Genomic DNA, 19,336 nt, shown 5'->3' on the forward strand with positions numbered 1-19,336 from the left:
AAGAGAATATCAGAATTACATTAAAAATAAGAAATGAGGATATATAAATGAAATTAAATAAAGAAAGCATGCTTGTATATGCTATAACAGACAGACATTGGACTGGCATGCAAACCCTTGAACAGCAGGTAGATGACGTTCTTAAAAATGGTGCCACTTTTTTGCAAATCCGCGAAAAAAACATGCCACATGACGAACTTGTAAAAGAAGCGGTACACATCAAAGAGATTGCCGCAAAATATAATGTTCCTGTTGTTATTGATGACGATATTTATGCTGTTATGGAAGCTGGTGTTGACGGTGTTCATATCGGTCAGAATGATATGGATTATGTTGAAGCAAGAAAGCTTCTCGGTGATGACAAAATTATCGGAATGACAGCTCCAAGCGTTACACTTGCAAAAAAAGCAGAAGAACTCGGTGCTGACTATATCGGTGCCGGTGCTGTTTTTAATACAAGTACAAAAAAAGATACTAAACCACTCGAACTTAGCACACTTAAAGAAATATGCAACAGCGTTTCCATTCCTGTTGTTGCGATCGGAGGTATCGACCACTCTAATGTCAGAGAACTTAAGGGAACCGATATAGACGGAGTTGCCGTAATCTCCGCACTTTTTGGAGCAAGTGACCCCGGCGAAGCCACAAGAGAACTTGTTTCAATTATGAAAGATGTTATTAAATAATCAAATAAATATAAATAATACTTATCGCAATACATTGTACAAAACAAAAATGCTTAAAATCAATCTTTTATAACTTGATTTTAAGCAATTAGGAACACTTTGCAAGGAGGTAACTATGGATAACAAGCTACATATTTTCGATATGGACGGAACCATTCTTGATTCGATGCCTATGTGGGCAACCATAGCATCAGATTATCTTGAGTCATATGATATACCACATGACGATGATGTAAATAAACTTATAGAGGCATACACACTTGAAAATGCCGCAAAATATTTTATAGAACTTGGACTTGATAAAACAGTAGACGAGATAATCAAAGAGATTTATGATTTTTCTTTTAATAAATATAAAAATGAAATACCGGCAAAACCAGGAATGACAGAATTGTTGAAGAAGCTTCATGAAAACGGTGAGACAATTATCCTTTTATCGGCATCACCTGTACAATGTGCCGAGGCAGCTTTTAAGCGTCTTAACATCCTAGAATATTTCGACAAACTTTTTTCATGTCAGGATTTTGAGACAGATAAAACCGTGCCTGAAACTTTTGTAAATGTAGCCTCTTCTCTCGGATTTAAACCCGAAAATACAATCGTATATGAAGATGCACTATATTCTATTCTTTCCGCAAAAAAGGCAGGCTGTAAAACAGTAGCAATATATGATGATTTTGCTAAAAATGAATGGGATGAAATTTTAAAAAATACCGACGAAATACTGATAAAACCTTCTTAGTTTTATACAAATAAACGCAGACTGAAAACAAAAACTCAGCCTGCGTTACATTAATATTTTACAAAAATCAGATTAAATTATTCATCAAATATAGATACTATTTCTCCGTCAAGTATCTTATTCATATTCTTTACTGCACAGAAGTTTCCACACATTGAACATGTGTCCTCTTTCTCCGGTTTTGCTGATGCTCGATATGCTCTAGCCTTTTCAGGGTCGATTGAATACTCAAACGTCTTCTCCCAATCAAGATTCTTTCTCGCCTGTCCCATGTTGTCATCCCAGTCTCTTGCTCCCGGAACACCTTTAGCTATATCTGCTGCATGTGCGGCTATCTTTGATGCAATTATTCCCTCTTTTACGTCATTTACATCCGGAAGTCTAAGATGCTCGGCAGGTGTTACATAGCAGAGGAAAGACGCTCCATATGTTGCAGCTATCGCTCCGCCTATCGCTGCTGTAATATGGTCATATCCGGGTGCAATATCCGTTACGAGTGGTCCAAGTACATAGAACGGTGCTCCCTTGCACATTGCCTGCTGTACTTCCATATTTGCTTTTATCTGGTTAAGCGGCATATGTCCCGGTCCTTCTATCATCACCTGAACGTCCTTTTCCCATGCTCTGTTTGTAAGTTCTGAAAGAGCAATAAGTTCTTCAATCTGAGCTGCATCTGTAGCATCTTTGAGACATCCCGGACGACATGCGTCACCGAGGCTCATTGTCACATCATACTGCCTGCATATGTCAAGCACTTCGTCATAATACTCATAGAATGGATTTTCATTTCCTGTCATCTCCATCCATGCATAGATTATTGAACCACCTCTTGAAACAATATTCATAAGTCTTTTATTTCTCTTAAATTTTCTTGCAGTCTCTTTGTTTATTCCACAATGAATAGTCATAAAGTCAACACCATCCTCAGCGTGCATTCTCACGACATCAATCCATTCTTTTGCAGTAATATCCTTAAGTGCTTTTTTATAATATACAACTGCATCATAAATAGGAACAGTTCCGATAACAGCAGGACATTCACTTGTAAGTTTGCGTCTAAACACCTGTGTGTCACCGCATGAACTCAAGTCCATGATAGCTTCTGCACCCATGTCTACTGCACTTTTTACTTTTTCCATCTCCATGTCAAGATCAGTCCAGTCTCTTGATGTTCCAAGATTGACATTTATCTTTGTTCTGAGTTTTGTTCCGATTCCGCTAGGCTTTAAACATTTATGATTTTTGTTTGCCGGAATTATTACTTTTCCTTCTGCAACAAGTTTTATAAGCTCATCCTTATCAAATTTTTCATCTTCCGCAACTGCAAGAAGTTCTTTTGTATAAATGCCTTTTCTTGCGGCATCCATCTGTGTAGCGTATTCCATTTTTTACCTCCGTCAAGCAATTTGTCTTAAATTATGTAGTGATTTACTATGATGTAAAGTTCAAAATACCTTTTGACCCCAACATCATTTAAATATGTTGTATAGGGGAAGATTTTTTCCAAATAAAAACTCCGGACAACCGATATAAAAATCGTCATCTGGAGTGACCATGCATAATTATAAAAATATATATCAAACGGTATATCACACAAAAACCGTAATCAACATAAATAATATCTGCCTACGACAGTACTAACTGTATCAGGTCATATGGGTCGGATAAAATCCCTCTCAGCATTAAGCTCACCAGATGTATTTGATTATATTTACTTTTAAAGCCGCTGTCAAGTTGTTTTCATTGCACTTTTTTTAATTTTTTATATTTTTAGTTCCGTTTTGTCCCTATTGACTAACTGCCCTAAAAAAGATACCATTATATCAAAACGCTTTAGAACAATTATACGATTGTTTACTAAATCACTTTTTGGAGGTTTATATGGTATTGGGTCTTTCTATTTATTTTATTCTGATGAATTTTTATGTTTTCAGCATTTTAGGCTGGGTTTACGAAAGTATTTTTGTTTCCGTCAGAACAAAAAAGCCCGTCAACAGAGGTTTTCTTGTAGGTCCGATGCTTCCTCTTTACGGAACAGGTGCAACTCTTGTATATGTACTTTTACGACCTGTCTCGCTGTATCCATCTTTACTGTATGTGGCAGGAATGCTTATTGCAACCGTAATCGAATATATCACCTCATATGTACTTGAAAAATTATTTCATGCAAAATGGTGGGATTATTCAACCGCACCATATAACATAAACGGCAGGATTGCCATTATCCCTTCAATGTTCTGGGGTTTCTTAACACTGTTTTTATTTGATGTGCTTGAGCCTTTTGCCAAATGGCTGATTGGTCTTATCCCCGAGAGTACAGGTCAGAAAATACTTGCTGTTCTCATCGTTATATCTGCAATTGATTTGACATATACGGTTATCGAGACAATAAATTTCAAGAAACAACTCGAAACTCTCTACTCTTTCCGTCAGGAACTTGAACAACAGCTTCAGGAAATGCAGCTTAGTTCATTAAAAGACGATTTTCTTGCTAAAATCGGTCTGAGTGAGAAAATAGATACTCTCAGAGAAAAACTTGCTTCTATTAGAGAAACTGTGACTGAAGAACCTAAAATCCGACTTATAGAGGACATATTAAATCAATATCGCGAAAAAAGTCATTCTATCCTTAAAACAAAACATTTATTCTTTGGAAGCAGACGTATAGTCGATGCGTTTCCGACAATGCGTTTCATCCCTAAAAATAAATCTTCAATATCTGTAAAGGAGATGATTGGATATATAAATACAAAAGTTAAGAAAAATAAATAAGATGATGCAGGATTGAAAAATTGCACAGCAATGAAGCAATCCGTGGCATTATCATAATGTAAAATCCATTGAAGAAAGCAGGAGTTATATGAAAATCATTAAAAGAAGCGGCTCTGAAAACGAATTTGATGCTGATAAAATTGTTGCCGCTATCAATAAAGCAAACACCGAAGTTCCTACTATTGAGAGACTTTCAGAAGAACAGATATGTGAAATAGCATCAAATGTCGAAAAAATCTGTGAGGATATGCACAGAGCTCTGAATGTTGAAGAAATCCAGGATTTAGTTGAAGACCAGATTATGAACAAGCGTGCCTTTGCACTCGCAAGAAAATATATTACCTACCGCTATAACAGGGCACTTGTCAGAAAATCCAACTCGACCGACAAACAGATTTTGAGTCTTATCGAATGTGACAATGAAGAAGTTATGCAGGAAAATTCCAACAAAAATCCTACTGTAAACAGTGTTCAGCGTGATTATATGGCAGGTGAGGTAAGCAAAGATATTACAAAACGCTTTCTGCTGCCGGAAGATATTGTAAGGGCACACGAGCAGGGAATCATCCATTTCCACGATTCGGACTACTTTGCCCAGCACATGCATAACTGCTGTCTTGTAAATCTTGAAGACATGCTTCAAAACGGTACCGTGATAAGCGAGACTATGATTGACACTCCTAAAAGCTTTGCGACCGCCTGCAATATTGCAACACAGAGTATTGCGCAGATTGCAAGCTCACAGTATGGAGGACAAAGTTTCTCGCTGGCACACCTTGCACCTTTTGTAGATGTAAGCCGTAAAAAATATTTCAAACAGGTAACATCTGAATTTGAAGCGGCCGGTCTTAATTACACTGAGAAACAGATTGAAAAAGTCGTTGAAATTCGTGTTAAAGACGAAATAAAACGAGGTGTCCAGATGATTCAGTATCAGGTCATAACACTTATGACAACTAACGGACAGGCTCCATTTGTTACAATATTTATGTATCTTAATGAAGCAAAAGATGAACGCACCAAAAAAGATCTTGCCATGATAATAGAAGAAATTCTTAATCAACGCATACTGGGTGTAAAAAATGAAAAGGGCATTTACATCACGCCTGCTTTTCCGAAACTTCTCTATGTACTTGAAGAAGATAATATATCAGAGAACTCAAAATATTGGTATCTCACAGAACTTGCTGCAAAATGCACAGCCAAACGAATGGTTCCTGATTATATTTCCGAAAAAGTCATGCTTAATTTGAAAGATGGAAACTGCTATCCATGCATGGGATGCCGTTCTTTCCTCACAGTATATCATGATGAAAACGGTAAACCTAAATTTTACGGCAGATTTAATCAGGGTGTTGTAACCGTCAATCTTGTCGATATTGCATGCTCTTCCGAAAAAGATTTAGACAAATTCTGGAAAATATTTGATGAGCGCATGAAGCTTTGCAAAAAAGCTCTTATGTACCGTCATAACCGATTGAAAGGCACATTATCAGATGTTGCACCTATTCTCTGGCAATACGGAGCTCTCGCACGTCTAAAAAAAGGAGAGAAAATAGACAAGCTTCTTTACAACGGATATTCAACTATTTCCCTCGGATATGCCGGATTGTGTGAATGTGTACGATATATGACCGGAAAATCCCACACCTCGCCTGACGCAACACCTTTTGCACTGGAGATAATGGAAAAACTTAACGATTATTGCAGCCAATGGAAGAGAGAGGAAAATATAGATTTCAGCCTTTACGGAACACCTCTTGAGTCTACAACATACAAATTTGCTAAATGTCTCCAAAAAAGATTTGGCATAATTGAGGGTGTTACCGATAAGAATTACATCACAAACAGCTACCATGTACATGTAACTGAACCGATAAATGCATTTGACAAACTAAAATTCGAGGCACAATTCCAAAAGCTCTCGCCGGGTGGTGCCGTAAGCTATGTTGAAGTTCCAAATCTTGAAAATAACATAGACGCTGTACTTGAAGTCATAAAATACATTTACGACAACATAATGTACGCAGAACTCAATACAAAAAGTGATTACTGCCAATGCTGCGGATACAACGGTCAAATCCAGATAGTTGAGGATGAAAGCGGCAAACTAATATGGCAATGTCCTAACTGTGGCAATACAGACCAAAATAAAATGAATGTCGCAAGAAGAACCTGCGGGTACATCGGAACACAATTTTGGAATCAGGGAAGAACACAGGAAATAAAGGAACGTGTACTTCACTTATAATTATATAAGAAATAATATACAATCAAAAAATTTGTAATTTAAAAAGCTGTATACAGTACATCAATACTATATACAGCTTTTTATGTGACATAACTTCTAAAAATCTTATATTGATTTTCGGTCATTATAAAAGAAAAGACACTGTTTATTATACTATTCATATTTTTTTATTGTCTCACAAAGTTTATGATACTTTGTGCTCAATGTCTCAAATAATTCCTCGACACCGTCCATCGAGCCACTTCTGAGAATTTCTACAATCTGAGCATCCTCTTCAAGCAAATTATCAAATCCAAGATTTCCGCATAAGCCTTTAATTGTATGTGCGCATTTAAATGCTTCCTCTATATTTCCACATCCAATGTTTGCCTCAAGCTGATTGAAATTGTCATCAGCAAGAAACTTTATAAGAAATCTCTTATATAACTCCTCTTTACCCATAAATCTTTCAAGAGTTGTCGCATAATCAACACCCTGACTCAGTAATTCTGTTTTTAAATTTTCACTCATAGTACTCTAACCCCCTTCAATCTTAGTCATTAGTATACTCCTATTATAAAGTATATTTTTTGTCTAGTAAATTTTTTTTACTCATCCCTCTCACTCAAATCCCTGTTTATCTGAGAAAGATAGTGTATAAATATCTGATTTGTTATTTCTATTTCATATTCGCTTCTTAATTCCTCAAGCTTAAAGCTCTTTCTTCCTCCATTTGCTGCCCTGTCCCAAAATACTTTCACATCACGATACGGAACATAAAAACATCTTCCCGCCCCCGTAAACATAATGATAAAGAAAGCCACCCCCTGCTGCCTTTCAAAATTTTCCATAAAGCTCATCTGATGCTCATGTATATTTTGAAGCGGGAATGTCCGTGTTCTGCACTCTTTTGCGTCAAAACAGACAGGTATTCCCTGCACCGCACCTATATAATCAACCGTACTTTTCTGTTCAAAATAGGCAAGTGTTATATGTCTTGTCTGCTTATCAATTTCTATCGGCGTTATGGGTGTCGGTATTTTCTGCACAAGTGCCAGATTTTCCTGACTGTATTTCTGATTTGTAAAATTTACAGCCTCCTCAAGCATTGAACCTCTGAGCCCTCTCGAATTCCATGCTCCCATAACATCCTCCTCTCTTTATCAATATCCGATTAAAAAATCTTTTATTCTAAAAAATTTTTATCAATACCCAGTCCGCCCAGTATCTTTAGAAATTCTTTTGGCAATTCCGCTTGAAATACTTTGTTTTTATATTTTTCAGGGACTATCTCATCATCCGACATTTCAAGTCTCCATGCATGCAAAAGCTGATGTCTCAAGTTAAATTCTTTTCTGAATATTTTATATACATCTTTGTAGCCATATTTTGAATCACCTACTATAGGATGTCCTATGCTCTTTAAATGCGCTCTTATCTGATGTGACTTTCCCGTTACAAGGTGCACCTTAAGCAAGGTGTATGTCTCCCCCTGCAACTTTCCATAGCCTAACGGTTCATATTCCGTCACTATCTTAAATGCACCCTCAGTCATTTCTCTTGAAATGCTTACAGTATTATGGTTTTCATTTTTTGTAAGATACCCGTCTATACGCTTAAAACCGTCTAACCGTCCTTTGACAATACACAAATAAAATTTCTTTAGCTTTCTCTCTCTAAAAATTTCATTCATGCACTGCAGACCTTTTATTGATTTACCTGCAACTATAAGACCACTCGTATTTCTGTCGAGTCTGTTGCATATTCCTGCTTTAAAACCTTTAAATTCTCTGTCCTCTTCATGCTTATTTTCATCGAGATACCACGATATATATTCTACAAGCGAAACATCGTTTTTATCGGCTTTCTGCGAGAGCATATCAACCGGTTTATTTATTACAAGTATGTCATCATCCTCAAATATAACGTTAAGCTTAAACTTTGGCTTTGCTGTACTGCCATCTGCATTTTTCCCATATTTATCCGCATTTCTGAATTTATCTATGGTTTCATCCGCAAGAAATAATTTTATCTTATCTCCGTCACACAATTTTTCCATACCGGCAGCCTTTTTTCCATTTAGAACAATGTTTTTCTTCCGCATCATTTTATAGAAAAAGCTTTTAGGTGCTTCAGGCATATATTTTGTAAGATATTTATCAAGCCTTTGCCCCTCATCAACCGCACTCACACTTATCTCTCTCATTTGTATTTCCTTTCCGTCAAATTAGTCCTCCGGTTCCTGCTTAAATGTTCACAGGCACCCAAAACAAATTATACAATAAGCGAGACAATATAAGATTTCACATTTTCTTCCTGTTCTTCGTCCGCTTCAACAACTTTTACATTATCAAGTTCATTTAAAAACAGTTTTTCACTTTCCACAATTTTAACTTTATAGTTATCTCCCCAATTTGCCACGCCGTCTGTCAGATACTTTCTTATGTATGAAATCTCAACCTTTTTGTCACTTGTAAGTCCTATAACCTGATTGTTTCCTACAGCGACAAAGTCAAGGCTCATTACTTTCTCTGATGATGTAATGACAAGATCGGTATACAATTCCATGCCCTCACCAAGGTGCTTTTTGACTTTGTCATACTGTTCTTTTCCAACAGTATGATATGGAAATGCTACAATAAACGCAACGAGAAACTTCGCGCCCGGAAGTGCAAACAGTACCGCAACAACCGTAAATATGTTTCTGTTCGACATATCATTTAAAAAAAATCCGACAAGAAATACAATAATACCAAGCACTGCCATTGCTATTGTTCCTGCAATTGCCCTTTTCTTTTTGTACTCCAAATACCCAAGCTGACCTCTTGAAATCTTCATCTCTTAAAATCCCTTTCATAGTTCAATATCAATGATTTTGTATCACACTATAACTGCGTGCATTAAGACTCTGTGCCCTATATGTCTCTGCTATTATATCAAGCTGTTTGTTAAAACGTTTTAGCATAGTCATATCATTTTGTTTGTATATCTTATAAAATTCATCCTGTATTTTCTCGACTTCTCTTTTATTTGCCACATAATACAGTTCTTCTATACTTCTTACTATGTCTGCAATAATATTAGCTTTCTGTCTGTTGTGATTTTGTGCATCCATAATCTCATCTCTGACCGAAGCCATCTCATTATCAAGAACTCCTACCGCATCTGCCGCACTAAGCAGTCTCTTTCTGAGTTCTTCCGGCATATGTTCTTTATACTTATATTGAAGCGAATGTTCAATCGTAGACCAGAAATTCATAGCAAGCGTTCTTATCTGTATCTCAACTTCAAGTTTTTTGGGACCATATATAGTCTGCACTGTGTAATAAGCTATTATATGATAACTTCTGTAACCGCTCGGCTTGCTGTTTGTTATATAATCTTTCTCCTGCTTTACTTCCAAATCCCCACGTTTTCTTATAATTTTTACAACGGTATTTATATCCTCGACAAACTGACATATTATTCTTATTCCCGCAATGTCCTCTATCTTATCTTCCAGTTCTTCTATCCTGACATTTTTTCTCTGAGTTTTTTCCATAATACTTGATATACTCTTTACTCTTCCCGAAACCGACTCTATTGGTGAATACATTCTTGCATTCTGATATTCCTGCTTAATATGATTGAATTTTACGACAAGTTCGTCTACTGCCTGACCATAAGGCTCCAATATTTCTCTCCAAAGCTGTATTTCCATATCTGTTTTCCTTTCCAAAGCTATCTGCTTTCCAGTTTTTTTAATAAATAATAGGGATTGATACTTTTCTCCCCTGCCTTATCTCTCACATATACCCCGAAATGAAGATGTACCTGAAACTTACCCCTTGTTCCCTCGTCACCATAACCCGTATTCCCCATATATCCTATAATTTCTCCTGCCTTTACCGTATCATTGCATTTCAGACCTTTTCTATAGGAGTCTAAATGCGCATAATAATAGTAATTCCCATGTCTGCTTCTTATTCCGACCCTGTACCCTCCGAGTCTCAGCCATCCCTTTTTTTCAACTACACCATCACATACAGAGCGCACCTTAAATTTTCCTGCCTTATCTTCCGATGGCATAATGTCTATCCCTTCATGATGTCTGTTTCCTCCGAAACTTCTTCCCTCTCCATACCCGTCATCAAAAAAGCAAGTGCTTCCTCCCTGTCTTAAAACAGGAAAACATTTACATTCCCGTAAAATTTCCGCACCGTTTCCCTTTGAAATATTTTTGTTTATTCCCGATATAAATCCGTACTCGAATTTAGTTTGTCTTTCCCATGTACAAATATAATTTATACACATACATAAAGCAACCGTTACTGCTGCAAAAATTATAAATCCTTTATATTTGAGAAACTTTTTTAATATATCTGACAAAACTACTCCCAGGCAACTCTTAATTGCAAATATATTTTTTTAATAATATGCTTTATTTTATTTTTTTATGTAAACAGCCGTATAAAACATAAAATTACATATTTCTTGATTTGTCAGCGCATGCACTCATTGCTTCAATCACACTGCTTCTGAACCCTTTCTCTTCAAGAACTTTTACAGCCTCAATTGTTGTTCCGGCAGGTGAGCAAACCATATCTTTAAGCTCTCCCGGATGCTTTCCAGTCTCGAGAACCATCTTAGCACTTCCAAGAACAGACTGTGCCGCGAACTGATACGCCTGTGCTCTTGGCATTCCCTCAGCTACTGCCGCATCAGCCATCGCCTCAATAAACATAAATACATATGCAGGCGAACTTCCGCTGACAGCTATAACTGCGTCCATTATATTCTCATTTATAAACTGTGCAATACCAAATGATGATAAAAGTTCAGATACCACTTTTTTTTCTTCATCACTTACATTTTTGTTAGGGCATATCGCAGTAACCGCTTCTCCTACCAAAGCAGGTGTATTTGGCATAATTCTTACAATCTTTTTCTCTCCGCCGAAAGCGTTTTCAACCCATTCTACACTCTTGCCTGCTGCTACACTTATAATTATCTGATTTTCATTTACAACAGATTTAATTTCATCTATAACTTCCTGATAGTAAACAGGTTTAACGGCAAGAAATACTATATCAGCCTTTGCAACTTCAGTATTATCAAGTGTAACATTAACACCAAATTCTTCGGAAACCTTATCTATTGTTTTCTGAGTTGCCGCTGATGCAATAATCTCATCTTTTTTCACTATACCCTTTGCCAATATTCCGCCTATCATTGCCTGTGCCATATTTCCGGCACCTATAAAACCTAATTTCATATTCTTCCTCTTTTCTGAGCGTTCAATTTTTTAAGACATTGCATATCTTCTATGCCATTATTCTAAAATACCATCTGTTTTCGCCCTGAACAGACAGTATCACACTATATAAGTCAACACTATCTATAATACCACTCTTTTAGCTCCATTGCATTCAAAAATTTATTTTGGAAATCATTTTCGTCTGCAAGTTCTATATGTCTTATCTCTTCTGTTAATTTTTCCGTATTCTTCACAAAATCTGCATCGAATAATGCCCTAGCAGCACCATTTCCGGCGGCATTACCTATAAATTCTATTTTGTCCGGATAGGATGGCAGTAAACCGAATGACATAGCAGATGAAGCATGTATAAATTTTCCAAACACTCCTGCAATTTTTATTTTCTCAATATCATTCATTGTAATTCCGGCTTTTTCAAGCAAAACTTCGACACCTGCCTGTATTGCACCCTTTGCGAGCTGAACATTTCTTATATCTCTCTGAGTGACAATTATCTTATTTTTTTCTGATAAAACAAAATAATTTCCAATCCTTTCATCACTGTTGTCAAGACAATTACACAGATTTATATTAACATTTGCCGCCACAGCTTCTTGCTTTGTCAACAAATACCCGTCCTTTGTCAACACGCCCGCTTTTAAAAGTTCGGAAATAGCGTCTATAAGTCCTGAACCGCATATTCCTTTCGGAGATTGTTTTGTACCGTCATCGAGCATACCAAGTATAATATTTCCGTTTACCCTGCTTATTTTTACAGAATTTATTGCTCCCGCTCCCGCACGAATTCCGGAATATATTCCCTTTCCCTCAAATGCCGGTCCTGCCGCAGTTGATGTAACATACACATCACCATGTCTGTTCAATATAATTTCAGCATTTGTTCCTATATCTATTGCTATCTCATTTAAATCTTTTTTGTAGAGCTTCTCATTACAGAGAACCGACATTGCATCCGCACCGACATGTGAATGGATATTCGGAAGTACGATTATCTCAGATATATTGTAAATTTTAAACCCCGCTTCCTGTGAATTTACATTTGCAATACCCTTGTATGCCATGCTAAAAGGTGCACCGCTAAGTCCCGTGACATCTCTGTTTAAAAATATATGACACATGGTTGTATTTCCGACAACAGTCATCCTTTCCACAACATATGATTTATATTTTTCCGATATGTTCTGCTCTATTATAACAGTTATTATATTTTCTATCTGTTCTATCAGCATATCATGTAAAAGCTGTTCTTTCCCGTTTGTGCAATGCATTATTCTCATCATTACATCACTTCCAAACTTAGTCTGACAGTTTGTCTGCGTCAAATTTCCAAGCAGAACCTCATTTTCCATATCAAACAGCCCAACAGCAATACTTGTTGTTCCTATGTCTATTGCCGCCCCAAGCTTTAAATCTTCCATGCCACTTTTATTTTCTGTTTTTTCTGCTTTATCAGAAATGTATTGTATTGATTTTTCTGAATTAAATTTTTCTTTCCTGACGATTACCATAAATACCTCATCACCTTATAAATCAAGAAAAAGGAATCGCCATAAGGCGATTCCTTACTTTTACAGTCCACTGTGTCTATTTAGCATAATCTGTAACTCTGGATTCCCTGATTACATTAACTTTAATTTGACCCGGGTATTTTAATTCTTCTTCAATCTGCTTTGAAATATCCCTTGCAAGCAATACCATATCGTCATCGCTTATCTTGTCAGGAACAACCATAACGCGCACTTCTCTGCCCGCCTGTATTGCAAATGATTTTTCAACACCCTTAAAGCCATTTGAAATATCTTCTAATTGTTTCAATCTGTTTGTATATGTTTCTAAAGTTTCTCTTCTTGCACCTGGTCTTGCTGCTGAAATTGTATCGGCAGCCTGAACTATACAGGCAATAAGAGATTCCGGTTCAACATCCCCGTGATGTGCCTCTACTGCATTTATAACTATCTGCGACTCTTTGTACTTACGGCAAAGGTCTGCACCTATCTGCACATGAGTACCTTCCATCTCCTGGTCAACACTCTTTCCTATATCGTGCAATAAACCTGCTCTCTTTGCTGTACGAACATCTACACCTATCTCTCCTGCAAGAAGACCTGCAAGGTGTGCAACCTCTATCGAATGATTAAGTGCATTCTGTCCATAACTTGTCCTGAATTTCATCTTTCCTAAAAGGCGGATAAGTTCAGGATGAATACCATGCACTCCTACTTCCAATGTAGCAGCTTCACCTTCCTCACGCATCATTGATTCAACTTCTTTCTGAGCCTTTTCGACCATTTCCTCAATACGCGCCGGATGTATTCTTCCATCAACAATAAGTTTTTCAAGTGCGATTCTTGCTACCTCTCTTCTCGCACCGTCAAATCCAGATAAAACAACTGCTTCCGGTGTATCATCAATAATAAGATTCACACCTGTAAGAGTCTCAAGAGTACGAATATTTCTGCCCTCTCGTCCAATGATTCTACCTTTCATTTCATCATTTGGAAGCTGCACAACTGATATAGTTGTCTCTGCAACATGATCTGCCGCACATCTCTGTATAGCTGTGACAACATAATCTCTTGCTTTTTTGTCTGCTTCCTCTTTAGCTTTCTTGTTAAGCTCCTTAACAAGAACAGCTGTTTCATGCTTTACGTCTTCTTCAACAGATTTTAACAGATATTCCTTCGCTTGTTCAGTAGTCAAACCTGATATTTTCTCAAGTTCATGCAAATGACTTTCTTTAAGTTCGTCAAGTTCTTTTTTCTGCTTATCAAGTTCAGCATTTTTTGCATTCAGCTTAACTTCCTTCTTTTCAAGTGCATCTGACTTTTTATCCAGAGTTTCCTCCTTCGACAATACACGTTTTTCATATCGCTGCAATTCAGCTCTTCTCTCTTTGGATTCACGCTCAATTTCATTTTTAGTTTTGATCGCTTCTTCCTTTGCTTCAAGAAGTGCTTCACGCTTCTTAGTCTCGGCAGTTTTCAAAGCATCATCTATAATTCCTCTAGCTTTTTCCTCTGCATTTCCAACTTTTACTTCCTCGCTCTTTTTATAATTTGTAATAGCGACATTTTTAGTAATAAGCGCTGTGGCGATAATCCCAACCAATAGAATCACAATGGCTATTATAACCACTGCTACCATCGAACAGGAGCACCTCCTTATAAATATTCATTGTAATGTATATAATCAACTAATGCCACGGCATCATACAATATAAACAGCTATATAGCAAATTTAAGAAAACCATCTATATTTATTACATACTACAACACATCAATTTTATACTTTTTCTATGAACATGTCAAGAATGAACTGCCTATCTCTCACCTATTTTTAAATTTGGAACAGCATTGAGGTCTAAACCGCTTCTTGTTCCCGATATGTATTCATAATACCCCTGCACAGCTATCATTGCTGCGTTGTCCGTACAGAATATAGGTGATGGATAATACAGAGTAATTCCACTCTCTTCACACCCTTTTTTCATTGCTTCCCTAAGTGCGGAATTTGATGCTACACCACCCGCTACAGCTATCTTGTCTTCTCCCAGACGTTTTGCGGCATCTATGGCTCTTTCGACTAACACATCGACAACCGCCTGTTGAAATGAAGCGGCAACATCTGCTCTGTTCACCTCAATATTTTTCATCTCACATCCGTTAAGATAATTTAATACCGCTGATTTGACACCTGAAAAGCTAAAGTCATATTTACTTCCGTCAATTTTTGCTCTCGGAAATTCTATGGCGTGTGGATTACCCTCTTTTGCAAGTTTGTCTATCTTAGGTCCTCCCGGATACCCAAGTCCTATGGCTCTCGCCACTTTATCGAATGCTTCTCCTGCCGCATCATCATGTGTACAGCCTATTATTTCAAATTTGCCATACTCCAGTACACGCACCAGATGCGTGTGACCCCCCGATACTACCAGACATAAAAATGGCGGCTCCAAATCTTTGTGTTCTATATAATTTGCTGCGATATGTCCTTCTATATGATGCACACCTACAAGTGGTTTCTTAGCGGCATACGCAATCGCTTTTGCTGCTCCCACTCCGACAAGCAGTGCACCGACAAGTCCCGGTCCGTAAGTTACGCTTATGGCATCTATATCTTCAAGTGTGACATCTGCATCTGCAAGTGCCTGCTCTATCACCTGATTTATCTTTTCAATATGTTTTCTTGACGCAATCTCCGGCACAACACCTCCATATAATGTATGTATGGCTATCTGCGAAGATATAACATTTGAGAGAACCTCCCTGCCGTTTTTTACTACCGCTGCTGCCGTCTCATCACACGAACTTTCTATGCCGAGTATCAAAACATCTTCTTTCATTTATGCCTCCGAATTAATTTTCAAAATATTTTTTTCCTTCTTTTGCCGCACTGCTCCATCCCAATATCTTCCACTTTCCGGAAGAGTCCTTGCGGCACATAAATTTCTCGTACAGTTTCACTCTGTCTGTTCCTTTTTTCATCAATGTATTTGTAAGAAGTGCTGCACATTCTTTACCATCTTTTTTTCCAAATTCAACTGCACTGTTTTCCTGAACTATATATGAGGAAATTTTTTGTTTGTTTTTAGAATATTTTTTCTTGTCATCTTTAAAATTTGAAAGCATTCCATCCCATGAATTTTCCTTTTTGTCAAGAAGTTCCTGGTCATAAAGCTTCCTAAGCTGTTTAAGAAGTCCCTCAAATTCCTTGTCATCCATGCTTCCGTTGTACATACACTGATTTAATCTCCAATAAAGTTTTACAACTTCTGTCGGTGTTTCAGGATAGGCAACATCAAGGTCTTTTGCAAGAAGCTTTCCAACCTCTGTATCAGGTAAATTAACTTCATCCTGTGCTTTCTGTGTTATCTGTTTGTTGATAATATAATATCCCGCAACTGCCAATGCTGCTATTACAAGCATAATCATAAATGCACTCATCAATTTTTTTCTGTTTTTATCCATAGTAAACCTCTTTTCCGCACATCATATCGGTGCTCCTATAAATGCTTATTTGTCGTCACTGCCACACCGTAAATGCAAACAGTAACTATTTTCCAAATCTTCTATATATATATTCGGATTATTTAAATAATTTCATTATTATAATCACTTTCTTATATGATATACAGTCAATCGTCCTCAGGATATGTAAGAGTAACACTTTTTCCGTCTTTTCCCGGATAAGCATTTTTGAAAATCTTTCTGACAGCCCCCATATACTCTTCCGGATGAATAAGTGAAGGACTGTAATGTGTGAGCCACATTTCTTTTACGTCTGCTTCTTTTGCAACTTTTGCCGCTTCATAAAATGTCATATGTTTTTTTTCTACGGCTTTTGCTTTCTTGTCATTTTCTCCATACATTCCTTCACAAATCAGAAGGTCTGCACCCTTTGCATTGTCAATAAGACTTTTAGCAGGCCTTGTATCCGTACAATATGTAACTTTTATTCCTTTTCTTTCAGCTCCGATAACCATATCAGGAGTGTACATCCTGCCCTCAAATTCTATATGTTCCCCTTTTTGAAGTCTACTCCACAGCTTCATAGGTACATCGTTCTTTTTTGCAAGTTCAGGGAAAAATCGTCCTCCCCTTTTTATATCTATCGTATATCCGTAACATGTGACATTGTGATTTACCTTAAATGCAGTGAGATGGTATCCGTTTATGTCTATCTCCTTACAGTTTTCGGTCAATTCTATAAATTCAAGTTTAAACGGAAGTCCCGGTGCTATTATTCGCAGGGAATTTACAACCTTTTCAAGCCCTTTTGGTCCTATAAGTGTAACAGGTTTCGTGCGGTCAGAATTTCCCATAGAAAGTAAAAGTCCCGGCAGACCGCTTATATGGTCACCGTGATAATGCGTGAAACATATTGTGTCTATAGGATTTGCGCTCCACCCTCTCTGTCTCATCGCAATCTGGGTTCCCTCACCGCAGTCTATCAAAAGACTGCTTCCCGAGAACCTGACCATAAGTGCCGTAAGCCATCTGCCCGGCAGCGGCATCATACCGCTTGTTCCAAGTAAACATAAATCTAACATTTTTCCTCACAATCCAGATAGACATATGAGTGCAAAACTACAGTTCATGAACCTCCGTAATCTCAGGAGGTATTACAAAGCTGTCAATCATCTTATCATAACACTTTTCACAAATAACAAATGAATGCAGTATTCCATCCTTATTTGAAAAATATCCCCACTGTTTTTTTGCCTCAAATGCATCTTCTTTTAATATTCCGTTTTCTATAAATAATTTTTTTCCACATACATTACAATATATATCTCTCATGTTTCCTCCCGGTATTTTTCTGATGCTGTAAACAAAACTGATGTCACGGACTTTGTCTGTCTTTGACCCCAACTGATGCCACGGATTGCTCCTTTGCATCATAACATGCATATATAATAATACCGAAAAAATTTAATGTACAGTGGTAATAGATGGTATAATTTCAAGTAAAAATACTAAACCATTTTCTACCGGTTCACTGTAATAATTTTTTCTTATACCAATTTGTTCAAATCCATATTTTTTATATAGTGAAATTGCAGGCTCATTACTTTCCCTTACTTCAAGAAGAACTCTTTTTATGCCCTTTTCCTTCAACTTGTTTAACGCATTTTCAAGCAGATTATCTGCTATATGATTTCGTCTGTATTTCTCAGATATTGCAATCCGACAAAGGTCGGCGTCATCAAACGAAGTCATAAATATGCAGTATCCCACAAAACTGCCATCGCTGTCAGTAACCGTCATGCATATATTTTCTTTAGCTGCCAATGTGTCTTCAATGCTTTTTTTGCTCCACGCATGAGCGAATATTTTTTCTTCTAAAACCGCACAATTATCGACATCCGCTAAAGTCATATCATTTATTTTAAAAAATGTTTCCACTTTTTAGTCCTGTTTCTTTAACCTTTCTTCTCTTTCTCTCTCTGCCTGGGATTTTCTCAGATATATAGGCTTGTGCTCTGCCGCATCTTCAGCCTTTCCCTGATTAAAATATATATATCCCAAAACTGCAACTGCCGCCGCACTCTGCTTTGAAAGATGAATCGGTGCAAAACAATATTCTTTTTTGAATTCTTTTTCGATTGTCTCACGCTGAACCTCGACACCGTCACCAAGAAAAATCACTTTCTCATCATATTTTTCCAGTTCTTCCATAATCTCATGTATATCAACAGCCTTTTGCTCAGACAGACATACAAGATTTCCTTTATCCATTTTATAAATGCCTGTGTAGACCTGGTTGCGTCTTGCGTCCATTATAGGGCAGATTATGCCGTCAAACACACTTACCCTGTAAGCAAGTCCCTCAAGTGTCGGAACCGATACAACAGGCTTCTTTAAAGCAAGACCAATCCCTTTTGCTGTCGCCGAACCGATACGAAGTCCCGTAAATGAACCGGGACCTGCTGCTATAGCTATGGCATCTATCTGTTCAAGCTCAATTCCCGACATATCCACAACTTTTTCTATCATCGGAAGAAGTGTCTGGGAATGCGTCTGTTTATTGTTTACTGTAAATTCAGCAATAATATTTTTCTCGTCGGCTATCGCGGCCGATGCAACAAGCCCCGAGCTGTCTATTCCTAATATCTTCATAATCCGCATTTATCTCCAATTATATTTTTT

General features: G+C 37.2%; 20 protein-coding genes and 1 riboswitch. Of the genes, 4 read left to right on the forward strand and 16 right to left on the reverse strand.

All coding sequences use genetic code 11. The features are described from left to right. Window positions 1–47: 47 nt before the first annotated feature. Together thiE and ACZLXV_RS06480 are read left to right on the forward strand one after the other, a co-directional pair. Window positions 48–686 (forward strand): thiamine phosphate synthase, encoded by a 639-nt coding sequence (gene thiE, locus ACZLXV_RS06475; protein ID WP_482382861.1) that lies wholly within the window; start codon window positions 48–50, stop codon window positions 684–686. 115 nt (window positions 687–801) lie between these two features. Beyond that, window positions 802–1,428: an HAD family hydrolase gene (locus tag ACZLXV_RS06480; protein ID WP_482382862.1), complete on the forward strand. Its 627-nt coding sequence runs from the start codon at window positions 802–804 to the stop codon at window positions 1,426–1,428. A 77-nt stretch (window positions 1,429–1,505) separates the two neighbouring features. On the opposite strand, the gene thiC is transcribed toward ACZLXV_RS06480, so the two are convergent. Then, window positions 1,506–2,813 carry a phosphomethylpyrimidine synthase ThiC gene (gene thiC, locus ACZLXV_RS06485; RefSeq protein WP_022224991.1) on the reverse strand — a complete coding sequence of 436 codons (1,308 nt, stop codon included), beginning with the start codon at window positions 2,811–2,813 and terminating at the stop codon, window positions 1,506–1,508. A gap of 221 nt (window positions 2,814–3,034) precedes the next feature. After that, window positions 3,035–3,132: riboswitch (TPP riboswitch) on the reverse strand. A 177-nt stretch (window positions 3,133–3,309) separates the two neighbouring features. Between thiC and ACZLXV_RS06490 the strand changes: the two genes are divergently transcribed. Continuing rightward, window positions 3,310–4,200 (forward strand): putative ABC transporter permease, encoded by an 891-nt coding sequence (locus ACZLXV_RS06490; RefSeq protein WP_482382863.1) that lies wholly within the window; start codon window positions 3,310–3,312, stop codon window positions 4,198–4,200. 88 nt (window positions 4,201–4,288) lie between these two features. Continuing rightward, window positions 4,289–6,451: an anaerobic ribonucleoside-triphosphate reductase gene (nrdD, locus tag ACZLXV_RS06495; RefSeq protein ID WP_482382864.1), complete on the forward strand. Its 2,163-nt coding sequence runs from the start codon at window positions 4,289–4,291 to the stop codon at window positions 6,449–6,451. Window positions 6,452–6,604: 153 nt separating this feature from the next. On the opposite strand, the gene ACZLXV_RS06500 is transcribed toward nrdD, so the two are convergent. The 15 genes from ACZLXV_RS06500 to tsaB form a co-directional block, all read right to left on the reverse strand. Continuing rightward, window positions 6,605–6,961: an Hpt domain-containing protein gene (locus ACZLXV_RS06500; protein WP_482382865.1), complete on the reverse strand. Its 357-nt coding sequence runs from the start codon at window positions 6,959–6,961 to the stop codon at window positions 6,605–6,607. A 77-nt stretch (window positions 6,962–7,038) separates the two neighbouring features. Further along, the gene (locus tag ACZLXV_RS06505; protein WP_482382866.1) at window positions 7,039–7,575 is read right to left on the reverse strand and encodes a Holliday junction resolvase RecU; all 537 of its coding nucleotides are present in this window, start codon (window positions 7,573–7,575) and stop codon (window positions 7,039–7,041) included. Between the two features lie 41 nt (window positions 7,576–7,616). Beyond that, the gene (locus tag ACZLXV_RS06510; RefSeq protein ID WP_482382867.1) at window positions 7,617–8,636 is read right to left on the reverse strand and encodes an RluA family pseudouridine synthase; all 1,020 of its coding nucleotides are present in this window, start codon (window positions 8,634–8,636) and stop codon (window positions 7,617–7,619) included. 68 nt (window positions 8,637–8,704) lie between these two features. Next, complete coding sequence (locus tag ACZLXV_RS06515) at window positions 8,705–9,268, reverse strand: hypothetical protein (RefSeq protein WP_022224997.1); 564 nt, start codon at window positions 9,266–9,268, stop codon at window positions 8,705–8,707. Window positions 9,269–9,296: 28 nt separating this feature from the next. Further along, window positions 9,297–10,130: a GTP pyrophosphokinase gene (locus tag ACZLXV_RS06520; RefSeq protein ID WP_022224998.1), complete on the reverse strand. Its 834-nt coding sequence runs from the start codon at window positions 10,128–10,130 to the stop codon at window positions 9,297–9,299. A gap of 20 nt (window positions 10,131–10,150) precedes the next feature. Further along, window positions 10,151–10,798, reverse strand: a complete 648-nt coding sequence (locus ACZLXV_RS06525; protein WP_482382868.1) for a M23 family metallopeptidase — start codon at window positions 10,796–10,798, stop codon at window positions 10,151–10,153. A 94-nt stretch (window positions 10,799–10,892) separates the two neighbouring features. Continuing rightward, window positions 10,893–11,684, reverse strand: a complete 792-nt coding sequence (proC, locus tag ACZLXV_RS06530) for a pyrroline-5-carboxylate reductase (protein WP_022225000.1) — start codon at window positions 11,682–11,684, stop codon at window positions 10,893–10,895. A gap of 119 nt (window positions 11,685–11,803) precedes the next feature. Beyond that, window positions 11,804–13,195: an ASKHA domain-containing protein gene (locus tag ACZLXV_RS06535; protein WP_482382869.1), complete on the reverse strand. Its 1,392-nt coding sequence runs from the start codon at window positions 13,193–13,195 to the stop codon at window positions 11,804–11,806. A 76-nt stretch (window positions 13,196–13,271) separates the two neighbouring features. Further along, a complete protein-coding gene (rny, locus tag ACZLXV_RS06540) occupies window positions 13,272–14,831 on the reverse strand; it encodes a ribonuclease Y (RefSeq protein WP_022225002.1) in 1,560 nt (519 codons plus the stop codon). 175 nt (window positions 14,832–15,006) lie between these two features. Beyond that, the gene (gene tsaD, locus ACZLXV_RS06545; protein WP_022225003.1) at window positions 15,007–16,029 is read right to left on the reverse strand and encodes a tRNA (adenosine(37)-N6)-threonylcarbamoyltransferase complex transferase subunit TsaD; all 1,023 of its coding nucleotides are present in this window, start codon (window positions 16,027–16,029) and stop codon (window positions 15,007–15,009) included. A gap of 13 nt (window positions 16,030–16,042) precedes the next feature. Continuing rightward, window positions 16,043–16,654, reverse strand: coding sequence for a DUF6715 family protein (locus ACZLXV_RS06550; protein ID WP_022225004.1), 612 nt, complete (start codon window positions 16,652–16,654; stop codon window positions 16,043–16,045). Window positions 16,655–16,821: 167 nt separating this feature from the next. Then, window positions 16,822–17,736 carry a ribonuclease Z gene (locus ACZLXV_RS06555; protein ID WP_482382870.1) on the reverse strand — a complete coding sequence of 305 codons (915 nt, stop codon included), beginning with the start codon at window positions 17,734–17,736 and terminating at the stop codon, window positions 16,822–16,824. Between the two features lie 37 nt (window positions 17,737–17,773). Next, window positions 17,774–17,986 (reverse strand): hypothetical protein, encoded by a 213-nt coding sequence (locus tag ACZLXV_RS06560; protein WP_022225006.1) that lies wholly within the window; start codon window positions 17,984–17,986, stop codon window positions 17,774–17,776. Window positions 17,987–18,118: 132 nt separating this feature from the next. After that, the gene (gene rimI, locus ACZLXV_RS06565; protein WP_482382871.1) at window positions 18,119–18,592 is read right to left on the reverse strand and encodes a ribosomal protein S18-alanine N-acetyltransferase; all 474 of its coding nucleotides are present in this window, start codon (window positions 18,590–18,592) and stop codon (window positions 18,119–18,121) included. A gap of 3 nt (window positions 18,593–18,595) precedes the next feature. After that, window positions 18,596–19,306 (reverse strand): tRNA (adenosine(37)-N6)-threonylcarbamoyltransferase complex dimerization subunit type 1 TsaB, encoded by a 711-nt coding sequence (gene tsaB / locus ACZLXV_RS06570; protein ID WP_482382872.1) that lies wholly within the window; start codon window positions 19,304–19,306, stop codon window positions 18,596–18,598. Between the last annotated feature and the right edge of the window lie 30 nt (window positions 19,307–19,336).

It is taken from the genome of Butyribacter sp. (assembly GCF_056818865.1).